Raw genomic sequence first — 24350 nt, forward strand, 5'->3', positions numbered from 1 at the left:
TCACGAAACCACCTCCCCAACCACCACCCCTTCAAGCCACCACTGCGCCAACCCCAAAACATTCGGCGCCTTAAGCAACGTAAAGTGGTTCCCAGCGCCATACCAAACCTGCAACCCACTCCCCTGGCGCCGCCACCCCTCTTCCATCAACCCCTGCTCACGCTGATTACCCGCCGCATCCAACGCCGGATCCTGCGCCAGCACCAAGCGCACCACCCCGTTGAACCGCTGCGCCGGCCGATACACCGTACGCAACGCCGCCGCATAAGTGCGCGACGGCCCCGCCATCGCATCCACACTGGCACGCCCCGGCAACAACCCCACGCTTACCATCCCGGCATGCAGCCATTGCTGCTGCGCCACCTCATCGCGCCCGGCAAAGTCCACCCGGTCAATGCCCAGTGACCTGCCCGCCGACAACTGCATGGCCTCGATCAAGCGCAACAACGTTGCCGTGGTCGAATACGGCTTGCCCGCACCGCCCGGCGACTCACTGTCGATCACCGTCAACGACGCCACCTCGCGGCCCATCGCCTGCAAGCGCAGCGCCATCTCCAGCGCAACCCAGCCACCAAATGAATGCCCGACCAGATGCACCGGCCCACGCGGGCACTCCTGCGCCAGCGCCGCCAGGTAACACTGCGCCGCCGCTTCCACCTGGCTATGGGGCACCGCCTCGCCATCCAGCCCGCGCGGCTGCAAACCGAACAGCGGCCAGTCGCGCCCGAGGGCCTCGCTCAACCCCACAAACCCGGTGACGCTGTCCCCCGCTCCCGGCACACAGAACACCGGCGCATGGCCCGCACGCCCACTCTGAATGCGCAGCAACGGTTGATGCACCGCTGCTATCACCGGCGCACTTACGGCCAGGGCCTCAGCCATCGCCGCGCCCAAGCCTTGAATATGCGGCGCCTGCATCATGCTCTGGTGATCACCCGGCACCTCGACCCGGCGCAATTGCCCAGGCGCCAAGGCGTCTTCCCAGCCCAGCGATTCACTACGCCGCGACAGCTCGGTCGGGCGTTCGCGGGCACTGAACAGATGCACCGGCACCGGCAGCGGGAACAGGCTGTAGTGCGCCAGCGCATGCCCGTGGCCGACTTCACGCTCGATAAAACTCAAGAGGTCCGCGTCCGCAGCCGCTGCCATTTGCGCGTATAGCAGACCTTGATCGCGACAGCGTTGCAGCAGACCCGCAAAGTCCAGCTGTCCAATGCCCGCCTCAAGCTGTTCAAGGCTCGCCAGTTCATCCACACCTCCCTGTGCTTTCCAATACGCCGTGCACTGCAACAGCAAATGCCGCTTGAGTGCATCCGGCCCACTCCAGCGCGCCTTGCCCTGATCGGTCATGCGCGGCACGTAGCTGTCGATCAGACCGAGGAACGCCACCGGCTCATCCAGCCCCAGCAGTTGCATCGCCACTTCATAAGCCAGCACGCCGCCAAACGACCAGCCCGCCACGCGGTAAGGCCCGTGTGGCTGAACCTGACGGATCAGGCCGACCATGCGCGCCGCCAAGCCTTCCATGGTGTTCAGGTGCGCCTCGCCCAGTGCCGCGCCCGGCAGGCCGTAGATCGGATAGTCGCCGGGCAAGTGCTGGCCCAGCGCCGGGAAATATACGTCCATGCCGCTGAACTCATGCACCAGGAACAATGGCGGCTGCGAGCCACTGCTGCGCACGGTAATCAGTGAGGTGTCGCGCACCGGCTCGCCGGTACGCTGGCGCAACATCGCCGCCACCGAGGCCACGCTGACGTGCTGGAACAGCTCGGCCAGCGACACCTGCAAACCCGCTGCTTCCATCAGATTGACCAGTCGAATCGCCAGCAAGGAATGCCCGCCCAGCTCAAAGAAGCTGTCGTGACGCCCCACCTGCTCAAGCTTCAACACCTCGCCCCACAGGCTGGCGAGCGACTGCTCCAGCGCATCGGCCGGCGCCTCGAAGTCGCGGCTGAGCAAGGCCTCCAACGCCGGAACCGGCAAGGCTTTGCGATCGATCTTGCCATTGGCCGTCAGCGGCAACTGCGCCAGCGCCACATAGGCCGACGGCAGCATGTAGTCCGGCAACTGGCCGTGCAGGTGCGCACGCACACTATCGACGTCGACAGGCTCGCCAGCCCAGGTGAAATACGCCACCAGGCGCTTGTCACCCGGCACATCTTCACGGGCCAACACGACCACGTCCTGGATCGCGGCGAAGGTCGCCAGGCGTGCTTCGATCTCGCCCAATTCAATACGGAAACCGCGGATCTTGACTTGGTCGTCGTTACGCCCGATGCACTCCAGCAAGCCGTCCGCCGTCCAGCGGCCGAGGTCGCCGGTGCGGTACATCAAGGCGCCCGGGTTGAACGGGTCGTCGACAAACTTCTCGGCAGTCAGCTCCGGCCGGTTCAAATAGCCCTTGGCTACGCCGTCACCGCCGATGCAGATTTCTCCCGTCACACCCACCGGCAGCGGTTGCAAGTACGCGTCCAGCACGTGGATTTGCGTATTGGAAATCGGCCGACCGACCGGCACGCTGTCAGCAATGGCGGCAATCGCCTGCACCTCGTAAGTGGTGGCATAGGTGGTGGTTTCGGTCGGCCCGTAGCAATGCACCAGGCGTAAGCCCGGCGCCTGCGCCAGCAGGCTGCGGAACGCCGCCGGGTCGGCACGCTCGCCGCCGCAGAGCAAAATGCGCAAGCCGGCCAGGGCCTCGGGGATCATCTGCACATACTGGTTGAACAGCGCGGTGGTCACGAACAACACGCTCGCACCGTGCAGCGCACGGCCGAATGCAGCCGGGTCGAGCAAGGTGCAATGGTCGATCACCTGCACCTGGCCGCCGTTGAGCAGTGCACCCCACACGTCCATGGTGCTCGCGTCGAATGCCGGGTTGGAGGCAAACACCACGCGGTCGGCGGCGTTGAAGTCGGCGTAACCGTTGTTGAGCACCAGCCGCGTGATGCCGCGATGGGGCACCAATACGCCCTTGGGCGTACCCGTGGAGCCGGAGGTGTACATGATGTACGCCACACTGTCCGAGGACTGCGACAAGTCGGGGTTGTGACTCGGTTGCGGGTCCATGACCAACGTATCCAGGTCCAGACGCCGCGCCGAGTGCTCCAGCGCCGCGTCACTGTGGGTCAACAGCCAGCTCGCGCCGCTGTCCTGCAGCATAAAACCCTGGCGTTCGGCGGGCGCGTTGATATCCAACGGCACATAGGCCGCCGCGCATTTGAGGATCGCCAGTTGGCTGACCAGCAGGTCCAGGGAACGTGGCAGCAGGATCGCGACGTTATCGGCCGGGCGCACACCCAGGCTCATCAGGTGATGGGCCAAGCAGTTGGCGCGGGTGTTGAGTTCGCCATAGCTCAGTACCGCCTCAGCGTGCAATGCAGCCACCGCGTCTGGCCGTGCCTGGGCCTGGGCTTCGAACAAGCGCTGCACCGTGTGCTCGCGGGGAAACACACGGGTGGTGGCATTCAAACCTGCCAGCTGTTGGCGCTCGGCCGCCGGCAGGATGGGCAAGCGGCTGATGCCCCTATCACTGTGCTGCTCCAGCGCCTCTACCAGTTGCTCAAGGGCAATATTCAGGTAATCACACAAACGCTGGGCGCCCTGCCCCATGGCGGTCAGGCTGAAACCCTCACCCAGGTCATCGACACTCACCGACAGCCCGTAATTGGTCTGTTCCTCGGCACTGAGCAGCTCAATGCCCTGCCACGCCTGTGCCACACCACCGCTGTGCGGCGCACTGTGGCGGTAGTTGAACAACACGCTGAACAACGGCGTACCCACTGGCACGCCGCTGCAACGCTGGGCCAAGGCCAGCGGCGCGTGCTCGTGGCTGAGCAATTGGGTCAGGCGCGCATGGGTGGCCCGCAGCGCGGTGCGCACCGAGTATTCGCCCAGGTCGACGCGCAGCGGCAAGGTGTTGATAAACACGCCCATGGCCCGCTCCGCACCTTCGCCGCCTTGCAGGCGGCCGAGCATTACGGTGCCGAACACCACCTGCTCGCGGCCGCTGACCTTGCCCAGCACCTGCGCCCAGGCCAGGTGCATCAGGCTGGCGGCACTCACACCCGCCTGGCGGGCCTGGGTGCGCAGGCGCTGGCTCAACTGAGGGTCGACGGCCAGGTGCGCCTTTTCATCGACGCCCAGATATTCGACGTCGGTTGGCTCATCGACTTCACCGAGCATCTCGCGGAAGAAAAGCTCGTGCTCGTTAACGCCCAGGCGGCTCTGGGCCACATAGTTGCGGTAAGGTACCGCTGCGCCCAGCGTGTGCTGAGTACCGAGCAGGAACACCTGCATTTCATGCTGCAGGATGTCCAGCGCGATGTGGTCCATGACCAAATGATGGAACAGCAACGTGGCAACCACGCGCTGCGGCTCCTCGGTATAGATCAGCCGCATCAACGGCGCTTGCGAAAGATTCAGGCGCTGTGGCAAGGCACCGGTTTCAACGCTTAGCGAGGCCTCACGCCACACCACTTGCACCGGTTCCTCCAGGCCGTCCCAATGGAAGGAGGAACGCAGGATGTCATGCCGCTGGATCACCGCCTGCAATGCATGGGCAAAGGCGTCCAGGCGCAGACGGTTGTCGAAGGCAAATTGCGCCCGCAACAGGTAGGCATCGCCTTCAAGCACCGCCCGATGGTGATACAAAATGCCGGCCTGCAACGGCGCCAACGGGTAGATATCCTGCACATTCGCAGCACCGCCGGGAATGCACACGACGATGCGGTCGATGGCGGCCTGGTCCATCTGGATCAAGGGCAACATCGTAGGGGTGATGTGGGTGCAACCTTCGGCAATGCCAATAGCCGGCACCGCCACTTCGCGCCCACTGCCCAGCGCCGCCGCCAAGGCCGAGAGCGTCGGCTGGCCGAACAGCACCTTCACGTCCGCCGACAAGCCCAGGCGGCGCATGCGCCCCATCAAACTGACGGCCAGCAGTGAATGCCCGCCCAGTTCGAAGAAGTTATCGTGACGGCCCACGCGCTCAACATTGAGCAGTTCGGCCCACAGGCTGGCCAAAGCAATTTCGCTATCGCCCTGAGGCGCTTCATACGCGTGCACCACCACTGAATCCAGGCCCGGCGCCGGCAGCGCCTTGCGGTCGAGTTTGCCGTTGGGGCTGAGCGGCAACGCCTGCAAATGCACGAAAATCGACGGCACCATGAACTCCGGCAGGTGCCGCAGCAGATGGCTGCGCAGTGCGTCGATGTCGCTCGGCGTGCCGGTATAGTACGCCACCAGCCGCTCTTCACGGGCGACCACGGCGGCTTCGTTAACCTGCGGATGCTCGATCAGCCGCGCCTGGATTTCACCCAGTTCGATGCGCAAACCACGGATCTTCACCTGGTCATCATTGCGCCCCAGGTACTCGATATTGCCGTCCGGCAAGTAACGCCCGACGTCACCGGTGCGGTACATGCGCCCCGGCATGAAAGGGTCGTCAAGGAAACGCTCGGCGGTCAGTTCCGGCCGGTTCAGATACCCGCGCGCGACTTGTACGCCCGCGATAAACAATTCGCCCACCACGCCCAGCGGCACCGGTTGCAATTGGCTGTCGAGCAGGTACATGCGCGTATTGGCGATGGGTTTGCCGATCGGCGTGTTGTCCGGCGTTACCGGACCGGCACAGTTCCAGGCGGTGACGTCGACGGCCGCTTCGGTCGGGCCATACAGGTTATGCAACTCGCTGCCCGGCAACTGCTGCTTGAAGCGCCGCACCAGGCTGCCCGGCAAGGCTTCGCCGCTGCACATCACCCGCACCAGCCCGGCCGCCTGGCGGATATCGCCGTGGGCCAGGAACACATCAAGCATCGACGGCACAAAGTGCAAGGTGGTGATCTGTTCGGCCTCGATCACTGCGCACAGGTATTCGGGCTCTTTGTGCCCGCCTGGGCGCGCCATCACCAGACGCGCACCGGTAAACAACGGCCAGAAGAATTCCCACACCGAGACGTCGAAGCTGAACGGGGTTTTCTGCAGCACTGAATCCTGCGCGTTCAGGCCGTATTCGTCCTGCATCCACAGCAGGCGGTTGACCACCCCGGCGTGGTCGTTGATCACGCCTTTGGGCTGGCCGGTGGAGCCGGAGGTGTAGATCACATAGGCGCTCACGCCCTGTACCTGCGGGTTGCCTGCGGGCAGGTGCTGCCAGCCTGGCTGGTCCAGATCGACCACCGCCACCTCGCCAAGCAAGCCACGGGTCGCACCTTGGGCCAGCACCACCAACGGCGCGCTGTCTTGCAGCATGTACACCAGGCGCTCCTGCGGATAGGCCGGATCCAACGGCACATACGCAGCGCCAGCCTTGAGAATCGCATACAGGCCAACGACCATTGAAAGGCCGCGCTCCACGCAGATCGCCACCCGCGAACCCGGCTGTACGCCCAGCGCCAGCAGATGATGGGCCAGCTGATTAGCCTGGGCATTCAGTTCGGCGTAGGTCAGTTGCTGCTCGCCCGCCTTCACTGCAATCGCGTTCGGCGTGCGCGTCACCTGCGCTTCGAACATCCCGTGCAGGGTTTGGTCGAGGTTGTAGTCCACTGCGGTGGCGTTGAAGTCGACCAGCAGGTGCTGACGCTCACGCTCATCCACCAACGGCGCGTGTTCCAGCACCGCCTGGTCGTTATCGACCATGGCCTGCAAGGTGCGGATGAAGTAATCGGCATAACGCTGCACAGTCGACTCATCAAACAGCGCCACGGCAAATTCCAGCGCGCCGAGAATGCTGCCCTGCACTTCACCGAGGTTCAGCGACAGGTCGAACTTGGCAAAGTGGCTGTTCTCGACAATGCCTTCCAGGGCTAGGTCGCCCAAGGCCAGGGTCGGCGCGCTGCTGTCCTGCCAGCTCAGCAGGGTCTGGAACACTGGGCTGTGGGCCAGGCTGCGCACCGGCCGGGTGATTTCCACCACCTGCTCGAACGGCAAGTCCTGGTGCGCCTGGGCTGCCAGCGTCAGGCTCTTGACCCGTGCCAGCAAGGCTTCGGTGCTCAGCTCGCCCGAGGTGTCGATGCGCACCGCCAGGGTGTTGACGAACAGGCCGATCAGCCCTTCCACCTCACTGCGGGTACGGTTGGCCACCGGCGAGCCGATCACCACATCCGCTTGCCCCGAGAGCCGCGCCAGCAGCGCGGCCCAGGCCGTCATCAAGGTCATGTACAGCGTGGTGCCATGGCGTTGGCTCAAGGCCTTGAGCCCGGCGGTCAGGCGTTCGTCCAGGCGTACTTCAACACTGTTGCCGGCGTAGTCCTGCTGCACGGGGCGTGGGCGGTCGGTAGGCAGCGTGAGCAAGGCCGGCGCACCGGCCAGTGCCTGTTGCCAATAGGTACTTTGGCGCTGCAACACTTCGCCGCTCAGCCATAAACGCTGCCACACGGCAAAGTCGCCGTACTGGATCGGCAGGCTTGGCAACGGGTCAGGCATGCCGTGGCTGAAGGCTTGATAAAGCGCCATCAGCTCGCGGGTGAGTACGCCCATCGACCAACCATCGGAAACGATATGGTGCAGGGTCAACAGCAGCACATGGTGATCGTCGGCCATCACCACCAGGCGCCCGCGCAGCAAGGGGCCGCGCTCCAGATCGAACGGCGCCGAGGCTTCGCCATGAATCAAGGCATCCAGCGCCTGCTGCGGCTGCGGGTGGCGGCGCAAATCCTGTATTTGCAGGGGCAGCATCTCTTCGGCGGGTACGATGAGTACCTGGGCTTGGTCGCCCTGCTGGGCAAAGCGGCTGCGCAGGGTTTCGTGGCGCGCGACGATACGCGCCAGCGCGCGCTGCAGCGCCTCGACATGCAACTGGCCACGCAGGCGCAGGCCGATGGGAATATTGTAGGCGGTGTTGGCGCCTTCCATCAGTGCCAGGAACCACAGGCGCTGCTGGGCGAACGACAGCGGCACGTCTTCATCACGATTGGCCGGCAGGATATCCGGCAAGGTGCTGCGCCCCGACTGCGCAAGTACTTCGGCGACCGCCGCCAGCTCCGCATTGGCAAACAAGTCGCCGAGGACCAGTTCCACCCCCAGGCGCTGGCGCACTTGCGACACCATGCGCATCGCCAGCAACGAGTGCCCGCCCAGCTCGAAGAAATGGTCGTGCCGCCCGACACGCTGCACCTGCAGCACATCGGCCCAGATCTGCGCGAGCGCGCTTTCGATCTCGCCCTCGGGCGCTGCGTATTCGCGGGTAAACACCGCGGCCATGTCCGGCGCCGGCAACGCCTTGCGGTCGAGCTTGCCGTTGGCGGTGAGTGGCAACGCCTCGAGCTTCACATAGGCGACCGGGACCATGTAGTCCGGCAGATGCGCGACCAGGTGGGCACGGATATCACCCACGGCCAGCGGGTCGAGTTGCGGGTTCTGGGTGAAATAAGCGACCAAGCGGTCCTCACGCACCAGCACCACCGCTTCCTGAATTCCGGGCAGTTGGCCAAGCCGGGTTTCAATCTCGCCCAGCTCGATGCGCACGCCACGGATTTTTACCTGATCATCGTTGCGCCCCAAGTACTCGACATTGCCCTCCGGCAACCAACGCGCCAGATCGCCGGTGCGGTACATGCGCCCCGGGTTGAACGGGTCTTGCAGGAAGCGCTCGGCGGTCAACTCCGGGCGGTTGAGGTAACCCCGCGCCACACCCTTGCCGCCCACATACAGCTCACCGGCGACACCCAATGGCACCGGCCGTTGTTGTTCATCGAGCAGATACACCGTGGCATTGGCCACCGGTTTGCCGATATGCAACGGCTGGCCCGCCTCGACCTTGCCGGAAGTAGCCACCACCGTGGCTTCGGTGGGGCCGTAGTTGTTGATCAGTTCAAACCGCTGTGCCCGCGCAAACTGGCGCAGGCGGTCACCGCCGATGAGCAAGGTGCGCAATACAGGGTGTTCGATCTGCTGGCTGAACGCGTACTCGGCCACCGGCGTCGGCAAAAAGCACACGTCCAGCGGCTGCGCGCACCACCAGCTCAGCAGCGCGTCGATATCTTCGGCGCCGTCCGTGGCGGGCGGCAGGTGCAGGGTCGCGCCGACACACAGCGCCGGCCACACTTCCCAGGCCATCGCATCAAAACCAAAGCCGGCCACGCTGGCGGTGTGGCGCCCGGCGCACAGGTCAAAGGCGCGGCAATGCCAGTCCACCAGGTTGGCCACCGTGTGGTGCTCGACCATCACGCCTTTGGGCAAGCCGGTGGAGCCGGAGGTGTAGATCACATAGGCGAGGTTCGAAGGGCTGACGGCGGCGTTGGGATTGCTGGCTGAATGGTGCTGCCAGGTGTAGCGGTCCAGCTGGATGATCGGAACCTCCAGCGCCGGCAGACGCTCGAGCAATGCCTGTTGGGTCAGCACCGCCACCGGGGCGCTGTCGGCCAGCAGGTAGCTCAGGCGCTCGGCCGGGTGCGATGGGTCCACCGGCACGTAGCAGGCACCGGCCTTGAGAATGGCCAGCAATCCGGCCAGGGTGTCCAGGCCACGGCGCGCGACGATGGCCACGCAGTCATCGGGTTTGACCCCCAACGCCAACAGGTGATGGGCCAGCAGGTTGGCTTGCTGGTTGAGTTCGGCGTAGGTCAGTTGGCGGCCCTGCTGCACGGCGGCGATCGCGTCCGGCGTGAGCGCGGCCTGGGCTTCGACGCGCCCGTGCAAGGTGTTGCCTTGGGGGAAATCGGCCTGGGTGGCGTTGAACTGTTCCAGCAACAGTTGCTGCTCGGCGGCGGGCAGCACCGACAGCTGATTGAGCGCGGTATGCGGCGCTTGCTCCAGCGCCGTCACCAGGTTTTCCAGGGCGGTTTGCAGGTAGCCGCACACGCGCTGCGGGTCGACGCGATGGCTGGCCAGCAGGCTCAGGCCAAAGCCGTCACCCAAGTCATCCACGCTCAGGGTCAACGGGTAGTTGGTGCGTTCTTCGGCGCTGAGCGCGACGATCCCGTGCCAGGCCGACACGGCTTCGGCGCTGGCGGCCGGGGCGCTGTGGCGATAGTTGAGCAAGGCGCTGAACAGCGGCGTTGGCGCCACCACGCCACTGCAGCGCTGGGCCAGGGCCAGCGGCGCGTGTTCATGGCGCAACAAGGTGGTGAGCCGCGCGTGAGTGGCCTTGACCCCGGCGCGCACGTCCTGGGCGCCCACGTCGACGCGAAACGGCAAGGTGTTGATGAAGATACCCAGCGCCCGATCCGTGTCATGGCTGCCTTGCATGCGGCCCATCAATACGGTGCCGAACACCACCTGCTCTTTACCGGCCAGCACCCCCAACACCTGCGCCCAGCCCATATGGAACAGGCTGGCGGCACTCACGCCCAATTGCCGGGCTTGCGCGCGCAACCGCTGGCTGAGCGCTGCGGGCACAGGCAGGCTGACTTCGCTGATGCCACGGGCATCGCCCTGCACGTCCTGCAAGCCGTATGGCAAGGTCGGCTCGCTGATGTCGCCGAGCATCTGGCGGAAGAAGTTTTCGTGTTCCGGCTCACTGATACCCAGGCGTGCCTGCGCTACATAATTGCGAAACGGCACGGCCTGGCCAAGCGCCGCGCCCTGCCCCAGCAGGCACGCCTGCATTTCATGGCACACCACTTCGAGAGCGCTGTGGTCGAGGGCCATATGGTGGAACAGCAAGGTGGCGACAATGCGCTGGTTCAGCAGGTCGTCGGCCCGTACCAGGCGCAGCAGCGGCGCCTGGGTCACGTCGAGGCGATAGTGGCGGGCATCGAACAGCCCGTGCAGTTGAGCGGCAATATCGCCGTCGGCCGGGTTCAATTGCAGCGCCTGCACCGGCAGGCGTGCCCGGCGCCATACCACTTGCGAAGGTTGCTGCAAACCATCCCAGACCACGCCCGTGCGCAGGATATCGTGGCGGTCAATCACGCTTTGCAACGCCTGGGCGAAGGCCTCGAAACGCTCCAGGCTGTCGAACGCGAACTGCGACTGCATCACGTACGGGTCGCCCTGCTCGGCGCTGACGTGGTGGAACAGAATGCCTTCCTGCAACGGCGCCAGCGGGTAAATGTCCTGAATATTCGCCACACCGCCGTCGACCGTGGCCACGATGCGCTCGATCTCGTCCTGGCTCAACGTCGACAGGGTCAACATGGCCGGGGTGATGTGCTCGGCACCCGCCGGGATGCCATTGGCCGGCACCTGCACTTCACCGGCCTTGGAGGCCGAGTATTCACCGGCCTTGATCAGCTCGATCAACGCCGCTTTGTGCTCGCGCAACGCCGCCAGGATTGCCGGGTCGCTCAGCGCTTGTTTGTTGCCTTGCACCGACAACTGCTCGCCCTTGAGCGCCAGTTGTACGTCCTTGGTTTTCAGCGTGGTCAATAACTCAAAAATGCTCACAGGACGATCTCCATTCGTTCGGTAATGGCGGCGTAGCCGGCCAGGCTCGGCTGTTCGAACAGCGCCCGCACATCGGCTTCCAGGCCTTCCTGGCGCAGGCGTCCGATCAAGCTCACGGCCAGCAGCGAGTGCCCGCCCAGCTCAAAGAAGTTGTCATGCCGCCCAACGCGCTCAACGTTAAGCAGCTCGGCCCACAGTGCTGCCATAAGGATTTCGGTATCGCCTTCGGGCGCTGCGTATTCGCGCACACTCAGCGCGTCCATGCCCGGCACCGGCAGCGCCTTGCGGTCGAGCTTGCCGTTGGGGCTCAGTGGCAATGCGTCGAGGTGCACAAATACCGCGGGCACCATAAAGTCCGGCAAGTGCTGCAACAGGTGGGCACGCAAGCTGTCGATGTCGGTGTGCGCGCCGGTGTAGTACGCCACCAGGCGCTCTTCGCGGGCCACCACGGCGGCCTCTTTGACCTGCGGGTGTTCCAGCAAGCGCGCCTGGATTTCGCCCAGCTCGATGCGCAGGCCACGGATCTTCACCTGGTCATCGTTGCGGCCCAGGTATTCGATATTGCCGTCGGGCAGGTAACGGCCGACGTCACCGGTGCGGTACATGCGCCCGCCGGTGAACGGGTCCTTGAGGAAGCGTTCAGCGGTCAGTTCCGGGCGGTTCAGATACCCGCGCGCCACTTGCACGCCGCCGATAAACAATTCACCCACCACCCCCAACGGCACCGGCTGCAACTGGGCGTCCAGCACGTACAGGCGTGTATTGGCAATCGGCTTGCCGATCGGTGTGTTGTCCGGCACGTCAGGCCGCGCGCAGTTCCACGCGGTGACGTCGACCGCCGCTTCCGTCGGGCCGTACAAGTTGTACAGACCCACTCCCGGCAGTTGCGCTTTGAAGCGCCGTACCAGGCTGCCCGGCAAAGCCTCGCCGCTGCACATCACCCGCGCCAGCCCTATGGCCTGGCTGACATCGCCATGGGCCAGGAACACATCAAGCATCGACGGCACAAAGTGCAAGGTGGTGATCTGCTCAGCCTCGATCACCTGGCACAGATACTCCGGTTCTTTGTGCCCACCTGGGCGCGCCATCACCAACCTTGCGCCGGTAAACAGCGGCCAGAAGAATTCCCATACCGACACGTCGAAGCTGAATGGGGTTTTCTGCAGCACCGCGTCATGGGCCTTGAGGCCATAGGCATCCTGCATCCACAGCAAGCGGTTGACCACGCCGGCGTGTTCGTTGATCACGCCTTTGGGCTGGCCGGTGGAGCCGGAGGTGTAGATCACATAGGCCTGATGCCGGGCGGTAAGGCCCGGCACCTGTGGGTTGCTCGGGCTCTGGTGTTGCCAGGTGACGTGATCCAGGTCCAGCACTGGCACGTCACCCAACAACTGGCGGGTGGTGCCTTGCGCCAGCACCACCACCGGTGCGCTGTCTTGCAGCATGTAAGCGATGCGTTCGAGTGGATACGCCGGGTCCAGCGGCACATAACCGCCACCGGCCTTGAGGATGGCAAACAGGCCGACCACCATGTCCAGCCCACGCTCGACGCAGATACCCACGCGCGTATCCGGCTGCACACCGAATTCGCGCAGGTGATGGGCCAGGCGGTTGGCGCGTTCGTTAAGTGCGCGGTAGGTCAACTGCTGGTCACCGGCCTTGACCGCCACCGCTTCCGGCGTGCGTTCGACCTGGGCCTCGAACAGGCCGTGCAGGGTCTGGTCGAGGTTGTAATCGACCTCGGTGGCGTTGAACGTCACCAGCAGTTTCTGGCGTTCCTCGGCGCCCAGGATCGGCAGGCGATTGAGCGCCTGGTGCGGCGCCTGTTCCAAAGCTTCGACCAGCCCGGCCAAGGCGTTCTGCAGGTAACCACACACCCGTTGCGCGTCAATCTGCGCCAGGGCGGTGACATCATAACCATCGCCCAAGTCATCCACGTTGAGGGTCAGCGGGTAGTTGGTGCGGCCATCGTTGACCAGCGTCTGCATGCCTTCCCAGGCGTGTTGCGCTTGGGCAGAACGCGTCGCGGCGCCGCGATGGCGATAGTTGAGCATCGAGCTGAACAACGGCGCCGGGGCCGCCACCCCACTGCAACGCTGGGCCAGGGCCAGGGACGCGTGCTCATGGCCGAGCAATGCGGTAAGCCGCGTGTGGGTAGCCCGCACCGCATCACGTGCGCCTTGCGCGTCGATATCCAGGCGCAGCGGCAAGGTATTGATAAACACCCCGAGCGCGCGATCAGCGCCCTCGCCGCCTTGCAGACGGCCGACCAGCACGGTGCCAAACACCACGCTGTGACGCCCCGACGTGGCCGCCAGCACTTGGCCCCAGGCCAGGTGGAACAGGCTCGCCGTACTCACGCCAAGCAACCGCGCCTGGGCACGCAGGCGGCGGTTGAGGTCGCTGTCCAGGTGCAGGCTGTATTCCTCAATCGCGCTGCCGTCGCCGCGCACATCCTGCAAGCCGAACGGCAAGGTTGGCTCATCAACATCGGCGAGCATCTCGCGAAAGAACGCCTCGTGCTCCTGCTCACTGACACCCAATCGCGCCTGGGCCACATAGTTGCGATACGGCATCGGCGCCGCCGTCGGGGCGGCGTGCCCCAACAAGTGCCCTTGCATCTCACGCAACACCACGTCAAACGCGGTGTGGTCCAGCGCAATATGGTGATAGAGCAACACCACCACCACGCGCTGGTTGGCCGGGTCCTTGGCGTACTTGAGGCAGATCAGCGGCGCCTGGCTGATATCCAGGCGATAACGCCGCGCATCAAAACGTTCGTGCAGGCCGGCGAGGACATCACCGTGCAGCTGCAGCTCTTCCAGCGGCAATCGGGCCTGGCGCCACACCACTTGCAGCGGTTGCGCGAGGCCTTCCCAGACCACGCCGGTGCGCAGGATGTCGTGACGGTTGATCACCTGTTGCAGCGCCTGGGCGAAGGCTTGCAGGCGCTCGAGGCTGTCGAAGGCCAGGTGCGATTGCAGCAGGTACGGGTCGCCTTGTTCGGCAGTGAGGTAGTGGTAAAGAATGCCCTCCTGCAACGGCGCCAGCGGATAAATATCCTGCACGTTGGCGGCGCCGCCGGGGATGCGGCTGACGACTTGATCGAGGGTCGACTGGTCGATATCAACTAAGGGCAGCATATCAGCCGTGATGCGCAGGCAATCGGCTGCAATCCGGTTGGCCGGCACCTGCACTTCGCGGCCACTGCCCACAGCAGCCGCCAGCGCGGCCAGGGTTGGCTGGCTGAACAGCACGCGCACATCCGCGCTAAGGCCCACTTGACGCATGCGTTCGATCAGGCTCACGGCCAGCAACGAATGGCCGCCAAGTTCGAAGAAATGGTCGTGGCGACCGACTTTCTCCACCTGCAACACCTCGGCCCAGATGCCTGCCAGGGTGGTTTCAACCTCGCCGTGGGGCGCTTCATAGTCGCGCGAGAGCAACGCTGCTTGATCAGGTTCCGGCAACGCCTTGCGGTCCAGCTTGCCGTTGGCGGTCAGGGGCAGTGCGTCGAGCCTCACATAAGCGGCGGGCACCAGCGCGTCGGGCAGTTGCGCCTGCAGTTGCGCGCGCAGGGTTTCGATCGCCAGCGGCTGGTGTTCAGTGAACCAGGCAATCAGGCGCCCTTCGCGCACCAGCACCACCGCTTCAGCCACGCCTTCGAGTGCAGCGAGTCGGCTTTCGATCTCGCCCAGTTCGACCCGGATACCACGCACTTTGACCTGATCATCGTTACGGCCCAGGTATTCGATATTGCCGTCGGGCAACCAGCGCGCCAGGTCGCCGGTGCGGTACATGCGCCCAGGGTTGAACGGGTCTTGCAGGAAGCGTTCGGCGGTCAGGTCCGCACGGTTCAGGTAACCGCGCGCCACGCCGCTGCCGCCCACATACAGCTCACCGGCCACACCCACCGGCACCGGGCGTAGCTGTGCATCGAGCAAGTAGGTGCTGGCATTCGCCACCGGCCGGCCGATATGCAGCGCCTGCCCGGCGCGCACGCGACCGGAGGTGGCGACCACCGTGGCCTCGGTCGGCCCGTAGTTGTTGATCAGCGCAAAACGTCGCTCCTGGGTGAACTGGCGCAGGCGGTCGCCGCCAATCAGCAGGATGCGCAAGGTCGGGTGTTGCAGGTGCTGGCTGAAGGCGTATTCGGCGACTGGCGTGGGCAGGAAGCTGACGTCCAGCGGCTGCGCCAGCCACCAGGCCAGCAGTTCGTCGATGTTTTCATTGCCGACGCTGGCAGGTGGCAAATGCAGGGTCGCGCCGGCACACAACGCCGGCCAGACTTCCCAGGCCATGGCGTCGAAGCCAAAACCGGCGACGCTGCTGGTATGGCTGCGCGCGTCCAGGCCGAAGGCTTCGCAGTGCCAGTGCACCAGGTTTTCCACGTTGCGGTGTTCCACCATCACGCCTTTGGGCTGGCCGGTGGAGCCGGAGGTGTAGATCACGTAGGCCAGGTGCGCCGGGGTCAGCGCTGCGAGCTGGGGATTACTGACCGCGTGGTGCTGCCAGCTTTCGCCCAGCAGGTCGACGGTGGCAAATGCTCCCAGCAGCGCTTGGGTACTGGACTCAGCCAGCACGGCCACCGGCGCACTGTCCTGCAACAGATAGGCGATGCGCTCGGCCGGGTAAGCCGGGTCGACCGGCACATAACCGGCGCCGGCCTTGAGTATGCCCAGCAGCCCGATCAGCATCTGCGGGCCACGACGGCAGCAGATCGCCACGCGGTCGTCCGGCTGCACGCCGAGCGCGAGCAGGTGATGGGCCAGTTGGTTGGCGCGTTGGTTGAGTTGCTGGTAAGTCAGCGACAGCTCGCCCTGCTGCACCGCAATCGCGTGGGGTTGGCGCTCGACCTGGGCTTCGAAGGCACCGTGCAGGGTGTGCCCGACGGGGAAATCCGCAGCCGTTGCGTTGAATTCGCGCAACAGGGTGTCGCGTTCGGCCGACGGCAGCACCGGCAGGCGGTTGAGCGCGGTATCGGCGGCGTTTTCCAAGGCCTCGACCAATTGCTCCACGGCATTATGCATATAGCCGCACAGGCGCTGGGCGCCAATCTGCGGCAGCGCCAGCACGCTGAGGCCAAAGCCTGCGCCAAAATCATCCACGCTCAAGGTCAGCGGGTAGTTGCTGCGTTCTTCACCGCCCAGCAGTTGCACGCCTTCCCAGATGCCGTGGCCGTCGCGAGCCATTTCGCCGGGGCTGCTGTGGCGGAAATTGAGCAAGGCGCTGAACAGCGGCACGCTGGTGGGCACGCCGCTGCAACGCTGGGCCAGCGCCAGGGACGCGTGTTCGTGCCCCAGCAAGGCGCTCAAGCGTGAATGGGTAGCCTTGACCGCCACGGCGGCGCCCGCCGCAACATTCACCCGTAGCGGCAAGGTGTTGATGAACATGCCCAGTGCCCGATCGGCCCCCTCACCCGCCTGCATGCGGCCCATCAATACGGTGCCGAACACCACGTCATCACGCCCGGACACCAGGCCCAGCACTTGTGCCCAGGCCAAGTGCATCAGGCTCGCCGCACTCACGCCCAACAGACGCGCCTGCTCACGCACACGCACGGCCAGCGCCGCGTCCAGGTGCTGCTCGGCCTCTTCGATATCGCGGCCATCGCCCTGCACATCCTGCACGCCGAACGGCAAAGTCGGTTCGGCAACATCGGCGAGCATGGCGCTGAAGAACTGCTCATGTTCGGCCACGCTCACGCCCAGGCGTGCCTGGGCCACGTAGTTGCGAAACGGCGCCGCCACGGGCAGCGCGTCCGCCTGGTTGAACAGGAACGCGCGCATCTCCTGGCCCACCACTTCCATGGCCGTGTGGTCCAGCGCCAGGTGGTGGAACAGCAGGATAGCCGCGACCCGGTTATTCGCCGGGTCCTGGGCGTAAACCATGCGCAGCAGCGGCGCCTGGGTAATGTCCAGGCGGTAGTGACGGGCATCGAAACGCGCATGCAACTGCTCGATGATGCCGCCTTCGGCCGGGTCAAGGATCACCTCCTGCACGCTCAGTTGTGCGTCGCGCCAGACCACTTGCACCGGGCTGTCCAACCCTTCCCAGACCACACCGGTGCGCAGGATGTCGTGACGCGCCACCACCTGTTGCAGCGCGCCCATAAAGCCGTGCAAACGCTCCAGGCTGTCGAACGCCATACGCGATTGCAGCAGGTACGGGTCGCCCTGTTCGGCGCTGATATGGTGATAAAGAATGCCTTCCTGCAACGGCGCCAGCGGGTAGATATCCTGCACATTGCCCGCACCGCCGGGCACATTGGCGACGATGCGCTCGATGGCCGTTTGGTCAAGCTGCACCAGGGTCAGCATCGACGGCGTGATCTGTGTGCAGCCCGGCGCAATGCCATTGGCCGGTACCACAATTTCACGCCCGCTGCCGACTGCCGCCGCGAGTGCCGCCAGGCTTGGCTGGCTGAACAGCACGCGCACATCCGCGCTCAGGCCGACCTGGCGCATGCGCTCGATCAGGCTGACCGCCAGCAACGAATGCCCGCCCAACTCGAAGAAATGATCATGGCGCCCAACGCGTTCGAGTTTGAGCACGTCCTGCCAGATCTGCGCCAGCACGGTTTCCACTTCACCTTCCGGGGCTGCGTAGCCACGGCTGAGCAGCGCACTTTGATCCGGCACCGGCAGGCCTTTGCGGTCGAGTTTGCCGTTGGCCGTCAGCGGCAATAGCTCAAGCCACACATAGGCCGACGGCACCATGTAATCCGGCAGTTGGCCTTGCAGATGGGCGCGCAGGGCTTCGATTTCCAACGGAGCCTGGGCGGTGTAGTACGCCACCAGGCGTTTGTCGCCGGGCTCGTCCTCGCGGGCCAGTACCACTGCGTCGCGCACGCCTTGGAAGGCCGCCAGGCAGGTTTCGATTTCGCCGGGTTCGATACGGAAACCGCGAATCTTCACCTGCAAGTCATTACGCCCCTGGTACAGCAAGGTACCGTCGGCCTGCCAGCTGGCGAGGTCGCCGGTGCGGTACAGCAGGCCTTCGCCGAACGGGTTGGGGATGAACTTTTCGGCGGTCAGTTGCAGCTGGTTCAAGTAACCCTTGGCCACGCCTGCACCGCCGATGTACAGCTCGCCGACCACGCCCAACGGCAGCGGATGCTGGCGCGCATCCAGCACGTAGGCCTGGGCATTCGCGATGGGCCGGCCAATCGGCACGGCGCCCGCGCCCGGTGTGGTGATTTCAAAGGTGGTCGAGAAGGTGGTGGCTTCGGTCGGCCCGTAGCCGTTCAACAGGTGTTGCGGCTTGCCGTGCTTAAGCACGCGGCTAATCACCAGCGGGTCGAGTACATCGCCGCCGACGATCAGGTAGCGCAACTGGCGCAGCACCGGCAGCAACGCGTCGGCGTATTGATGGAACAAGCCTGCGGTCATCCACAGTACGCTAACGGCCTGCTCCTGCAACAGCCCGGCAAATGCGGCCTGGGAAAGCAGCACCGCGTGCTCGACCACCACCACGCAACCGCCATTGAGCAACGGCGCCCACACATCGAGAGTACTGGCATCGAACGCCGGGTTGGAGGCGAAGGCCACGCGGTCGCGCTCGTTGAAGTCGGCATACCCGTTATTGAGCACCAGCCGCGAGATTGCCCGGTGCGGCACTTGTACGCCTTTGGGCGCGCCGGTGGAGCCGGAGGTGTACATGATGTACGCCACGTCGTCCGCAGACTGCGCAAGCTCCGGGTTGCGCGGCGACAGGCTGTCCAGGTTGAGGTCGGCCAGGGTCGTGAGCACCAGGCGCGCACCGCTGTCCTGCACCATAAAGGCCTGGCGTTCGCGCGGCGCGTTGACGTCGAGCGGCACATACACCGCCGCGCACTTGAGGATCGCCAATTGGCACACCAGCAAATCCAGCGAGCGTGGCAACGCAATCGCCACGCTGTCACCCGGTTGCACGCCCTGGTTGATCAGGTGATGGGCCAGGCGGTTGGCGCGGCGGTTGAGGTCGCGGTAGCTCAAGGACAACGCACCCTGCACCGCCGCCACGGCTTCGGGACGCGCCAGGGCCTGAGCTTCGAACAGCTGGTGTACGGTGAGCTGCGACGGGTATTGGCGCGCGGTGGCGTTGAACTCGACCAACAGCTGGTGACGCTCGGCCGCCGGCAAAATCGACACCGCCTGCAACGCGGTGGTCGGCGCTTGTTGCAGCGCGCTCACCAGATGGCTGAGCGCGGTGAGCATGTAGTCGCCCACGCGCTGCACATCCAGGCTGGCTACGCCTTGTACGGTCAGCGCAAAGCCCGTGCCGAGATCATCGACGTTGAGCACCAACGGGTAGTTGCTGCGCTCCTGGGAGCTGAGAATCTCGATACCGTGAGCGGCAAACGGGCTGTCTCCCGGTGCCTGGTCCGGGGCGCTATGGCGATAGTTGAGTAAGGTACTGAACAGCGGCAACGAACCCGGTACGCCGCTGCAACGCTGAGCCAGGGACAGCGAGGCGTGTTCGTGCCCAAGCAACTGCGCCAGGCGCGCATGGGTCGCACGCACACCGGCCTGCACGCTGGTGGCGCCCAGGCTGACGCGCAGCGGCAAGGTATTGATGAACATGCCCAGCGCCCGGTCGGCGCCCTCGCCGCCTTGCATACGCCCCAGCAGTACGGTGCCGAACACCACCTCCTGCTGGCCCCAGACTTGGGCCAGCACCTGCGCCCAGGCCAGGTGCACCAGGCTGGCGCTGCTGATGCCCAGTTGCCGCGCTTGCTCGCGCAGGCCTTGGCCCAGTGCCGGGGCCAGCGGCAAATGCGCCTCGACGATGCCGCTGCCGTCGCCGTTCACATCCTGCAAACCGAACGCCAGCGTGGGCTCGTCGATATCGCCGAGCATGTCGCTGAAGAAGGCTTCGTGTTGCGCCTGGGTCACGCCCAAACGCGCCTGGGCCACGTAATTGCGGTATTGCACCGCCGGCGGCAGTTGCGCGCTGTGGCCGGCCAGGCTGGCGCTCATCTCCTCCACCAACACCTGCAGGGCGGTGTGGTCGAGCAGGATATGGTGCAGCAGCAGAATGCCTGCGAAACCCTCCTGTTGTTGCGCATAACCGAAATGCATCAGCGACGCGCGGCTCAGGTCGAGGCGGAAATGGCGTGGGTCAAAGCGCTGTTGCAGCTGCGCCAACGCATCATCGGCCGCCACGTCGAGGCGCTCGACCTGCAGCTGCGCCTTGCGCAATACCACTTGCACCGGCTCATCCAGGCCTTCCCACAGAATACCGGTGCGCAGAATGTCGTTGCGTTCAATCACGCTGTGCAAGGCGTGGGTAAACGCGCCCACCGCAGTTTGGTCAGCAAACCTGAACTGCACCTGCAACACGTAAGGGTCGCCCTCGGTGGTTGCCAGGTGGTGATACAGAATGCCGGCCTGCAACGGCGCCAGGCCGTAAATGTCCTGCACGTTGGCGATGCCACCGGGCACGTGCTTGAGGATATGGTCGATCGCGGCCTGGTCCAGCGCCACCAGCGGCAGCATGTCGGGGCTGATGTGCTCGCTGGTCGCCGTGATCCGATTGACCGGCACCTGGACTTCCTGCTGCCCGCCCACCGCAGCGGCGAGTGCGCGCAAGGTGGGTTGGCCGAACAGCACGCGCACGTCGCAGCTCAACTCCACCTGGCGCATGCGCTCGATCAGCTTGACCGCCAGCAGCGAATGGCCGCCCAGCTCGAAGAAGTTGTCGTCTCGCCCGACTTTGTCGAGTTTCAACAGCGACTGCCAGATACCGGCCAGGGTGCTTTCTACAGCGCCTTGCGGGGCGGCATAGTCACGCCGCGCCAGGGCGTCGGCATCCGGCGCGGGCAAGGCTTTGCGGTCGAGTTTGCCATTGGTGGTCAGCGGGAACTGGTCCAGCAGCACGAAGGCGCTGGGCACCATGTATTCGGCCAGGCTCAGCAGCAGATGGTCGCGCAGCTCGGCAGCACCGAGTTCGCGCTCGGCGATCACATAGGCCACCAGGCGTTTGTCACCTGGTTCGTCTTCGCGGGCGATGACCACCGCGTCACGCACGCCGTCGGCGCTGGCCAGCGTGGCTTCGATTTCGCCCAGTTCAATGCGGAAACCGCGGATCTTCACCTGGTCGTCGTTACGGCCCAGGTATTCAACGCTGCCATCGGCCAGCAGGCGGCCGAGGTCACCGGTCTTGTACATGCGCAGGCCGGTGGCCGGGTCGGCCAGGAAACGTTCGGCATTCAGCTGATCACGGTTGAGGTAACCGCGCGCCACACCGGCGCCGCCGACATACAACTCGCCGACCACGCCCATCGGCAGCGGCTCGCGACGCGCATCCAGCACATACAGCTGCAAGTCGGGGATGCGCACACCAATCGGACTGACGCCGACCAATTGCGCATCCGCCGCTTCCAGGGCGCGATAGGTCACGTGCACGGTGGTTTCGGTGATGCCGTACATGTTGACCAATTGGGTGCCAGCGTTGATGGCGCGGCCGTACCAGGGTTTGAGCATGCCCGGTTCCAGGGCTTCACCGCCGAAAATCACCTGGCGCAGCGAGTGCGCCTGGGCGCTCTGGGCCGCGATCAACTGGCGAAACGCACTGGGCGTCTGGTTGAGGATGCTCACACCGGCATCGCAAATCAGCGCGTAGCACTCATCCGGCGAGCGGCTGACCAGTTGCGGCACGATCAGCAACTGGCCGCCGTGCATCAGCGCGCCCCAGATTTCCCAGACCGAGAAGTCGAACGCGAAGGAATGGAACAGCGCCCACACATCGTTGGCGTTGAAGCCAAACCAATGCTCGGTGGCGGTGAACAGCCGCGCCACGTGGCGGTGTTCGATCATCACGCCTTTGGGCAGTCCGGTGGAGCCGGAGGTGTAGATCACATAGGCGAGGTTGGCCGGGCTGAGCGCAACGCGCGGGTTGACGATGGACTCGGCGCGCAGGCTGTTGAGGTCTATGCGAGTCAAATCACCGACCAGATGCTGGGTGTTGGCTTGCACCAACACCGCCAATGGCGCGCTATCGGCCAGGGTATAGGCGATGCGCTCCAGCGGGTAAGCCGGGTCGATGGGCACATAACCGGCGCCGGCCTTGAGGATACCCAGCAGGCCAATAATCATCTGCGGGCCACGCTCGACGCAGATGGCCACGCGGTCATCGGCGCGAATGCCTTGGGCCAGCAGGCGGTGGGCGACCTGGTTGGCGCGTTCGTTGAGTTGGCGGTAGGTGATGCGCTGAGTGTCGAAGCGCAACGCGATAGCATTGGGTTGAGCGGCGGCATGGGCTTCGACTTGCGCGTGGATCAGGGCCGTGTCGCTGTAGTGTGCGGGGCTTTGATTGAGGCGGTGCAGCAGATGGTGACGTTCGGTATCAGGCAGGATGTTCAGGCCGCAGAGCGGCATATCCGGTCGCTGTTCCAGGGCCTCGGCCAGGCTGTGCAGGGCCGTGTGCAGGTAACCGGCGACCCGTTGCGCACCGATGGACGCATCGACCATCACCGTCAGCGCAAAGTCTTCACCCAAGTCGTCGACGTTGACCGTCAGCGGGTAGTTGGTGCGCTCTTCGGCGCCCAATACCTGAATGCCTTCGGCCACCTCGATCACCGCCGCCATATCGGTAGCGGCACTGTGACGGTAGTTGAGCATCGCACTGAACAGCGGCGTCGGCGCTGCCACACCGCTGCAACGCTGAGCCAGCGCCAGGGATGCATGCTCGTGATTGAGCAAGGTGGTGAGGCGTTCGTGGGTGGCCTTGACCCCGGCGCGCACGCCCTGCTCGCCCACGTCCACGCGCAACGGCAAGGTGTTGATAAACATACCCAGCGCGCGTTCACCGCCATCGCCGGCGCCCATGCGGCCGAGCATCACCGTGCCGAACACCACGGCATCGCGCCCGGACACCACGCCCAGCACGCGCGCCAGGGCCAGGTGCATGATGCTCGCCACGCTGACGCCCAACGGCCGTGCCAGGCTGCGCAGCCGGCGGCTCAGGCTGCTGTCGACCGGCACACGCACTTCATCAATGCCGTGCCCGTCGCCCTGCACGTCCTGCAAGCCGAAAGGCAACGTCGGCGCATCGATATCCGCCAGCATGTCGCGAAAGAACGCTTCATGCGCCTGTTCGCTGACGCCATGGCGCACTTGGGCGATATAGCTGCGAAACGCCACCGGCTCGGCCGCGTGGGCTTGCTCACCGGCCAGATACAGTTGGATCTCATGGCGCACCACATCCAACGCGGTGTGGTCGAGGATGGTGTGGTGGAACAACAGCATCGCCACCACGCGCTGGTTGGCCGGGTCATTGGCGAACACCAGGCGCAGCAGCGGCGCCTGGCCCAGGTCCATGCGATAAGCGCGGGCGTCGTAGCGGGCGAGCAACTGTGCCAGGCGGTCGCCGTCGGCAAAATGCGCTTCTTCGCAGGCCAGGGTCGCTTTGCGCCACACCACTTGCAGCGGTTCGTCCAGACGTTCCCAGGCCATGGACGTACGCAGGATATCGTGACGGTCGATCACCCATTGCAGCGCCTGGGCAAATGCATCGAGGCGCACGCGGCTGTCGAACACAAACTGCGCGTGCAGCACATAGGGGTCGCCCTGTTGCGCCGAAAGGTGGTGGTACAGCATGCCTTCCTGCAGCGGCGCCAGCGGGTAGATATCCTGCACATTCGCCGCGCCACCGGGGATGGCGGCGACAATGCGGTCGATGGCGGGCTGGTCGAGCGTGACCAGTGCCAGCATGTCCGGGGTAATGCGGTAGGCCGGGCTGAGCCAGTCACCCCCGTGTTCAGCCACAAAGGCAAGCAGTTGGGGTTTGTGCGCGATCAGTTGATCCCACAGCACATCGTCCAGGGCGTCGTCGTCGCCGAGGATAATCAGGTCGCCTTCTTCCAGTTGCAGACGGATCGCATGGGTGGAAATCGCTGCCAATAATTCACTGAACTGCATGGGGGTAACCTGCCTGGTAAGTCACGGTTGAGGAGAACGTCCGTATTCAGCTGCCGTTTGAATCGGGTGTGCTGGGCGCCAGAAAAAATCGCGGGCGCAGCCGGGGGCCTGGAGAGGCTTCCG

Annotated in this window: 2 protein-coding genes; both read right to left on the reverse strand. The window is 64.9% G+C overall.

Annotated features, from left to right (window positions below; translation table 11 throughout):
• Complete coding sequence (locus tag K0H48_RS02685; protein ID WP_219266304.1) at positions 1 to 11325, reverse strand: non-ribosomal peptide synthetase; 11325 nt, start codon at positions 11323 to 11325, stop codon at positions 1 to 3.
• Positions 11322 to 24227, reverse strand: a complete 12906-nt coding sequence (locus K0H48_RS02690) for a non-ribosomal peptide synthetase (protein ID WP_219266305.1) — start codon at positions 24225 to 24227, stop codon at positions 11322 to 11324. Before K0H48_RS02690 ends, K0H48_RS02685 begins: the two co-directional genes overlap by 4 nt.
• Positions 24228 to 24350: the final 123 nt, after the last annotated feature.

The sequence above is a fragment of the Pseudomonas sp. Xaverov 259 genome (assembly GCF_019352915.1).
Classification (GTDB): domain Bacteria; phylum Pseudomonadota; class Gammaproteobacteria; order Pseudomonadales; family Pseudomonadaceae; genus Aquipseudomonas.

Excerpts from the sequence above, each read along its gene's own strand:
- K0H48_RS02690 (WP_219266305.1), bottom strand. The coding sequence starts at position 24,227 with ATGCAGTTCAGTGAATTATTGGCAGCGATTTCCACCCATGCGATCCGT.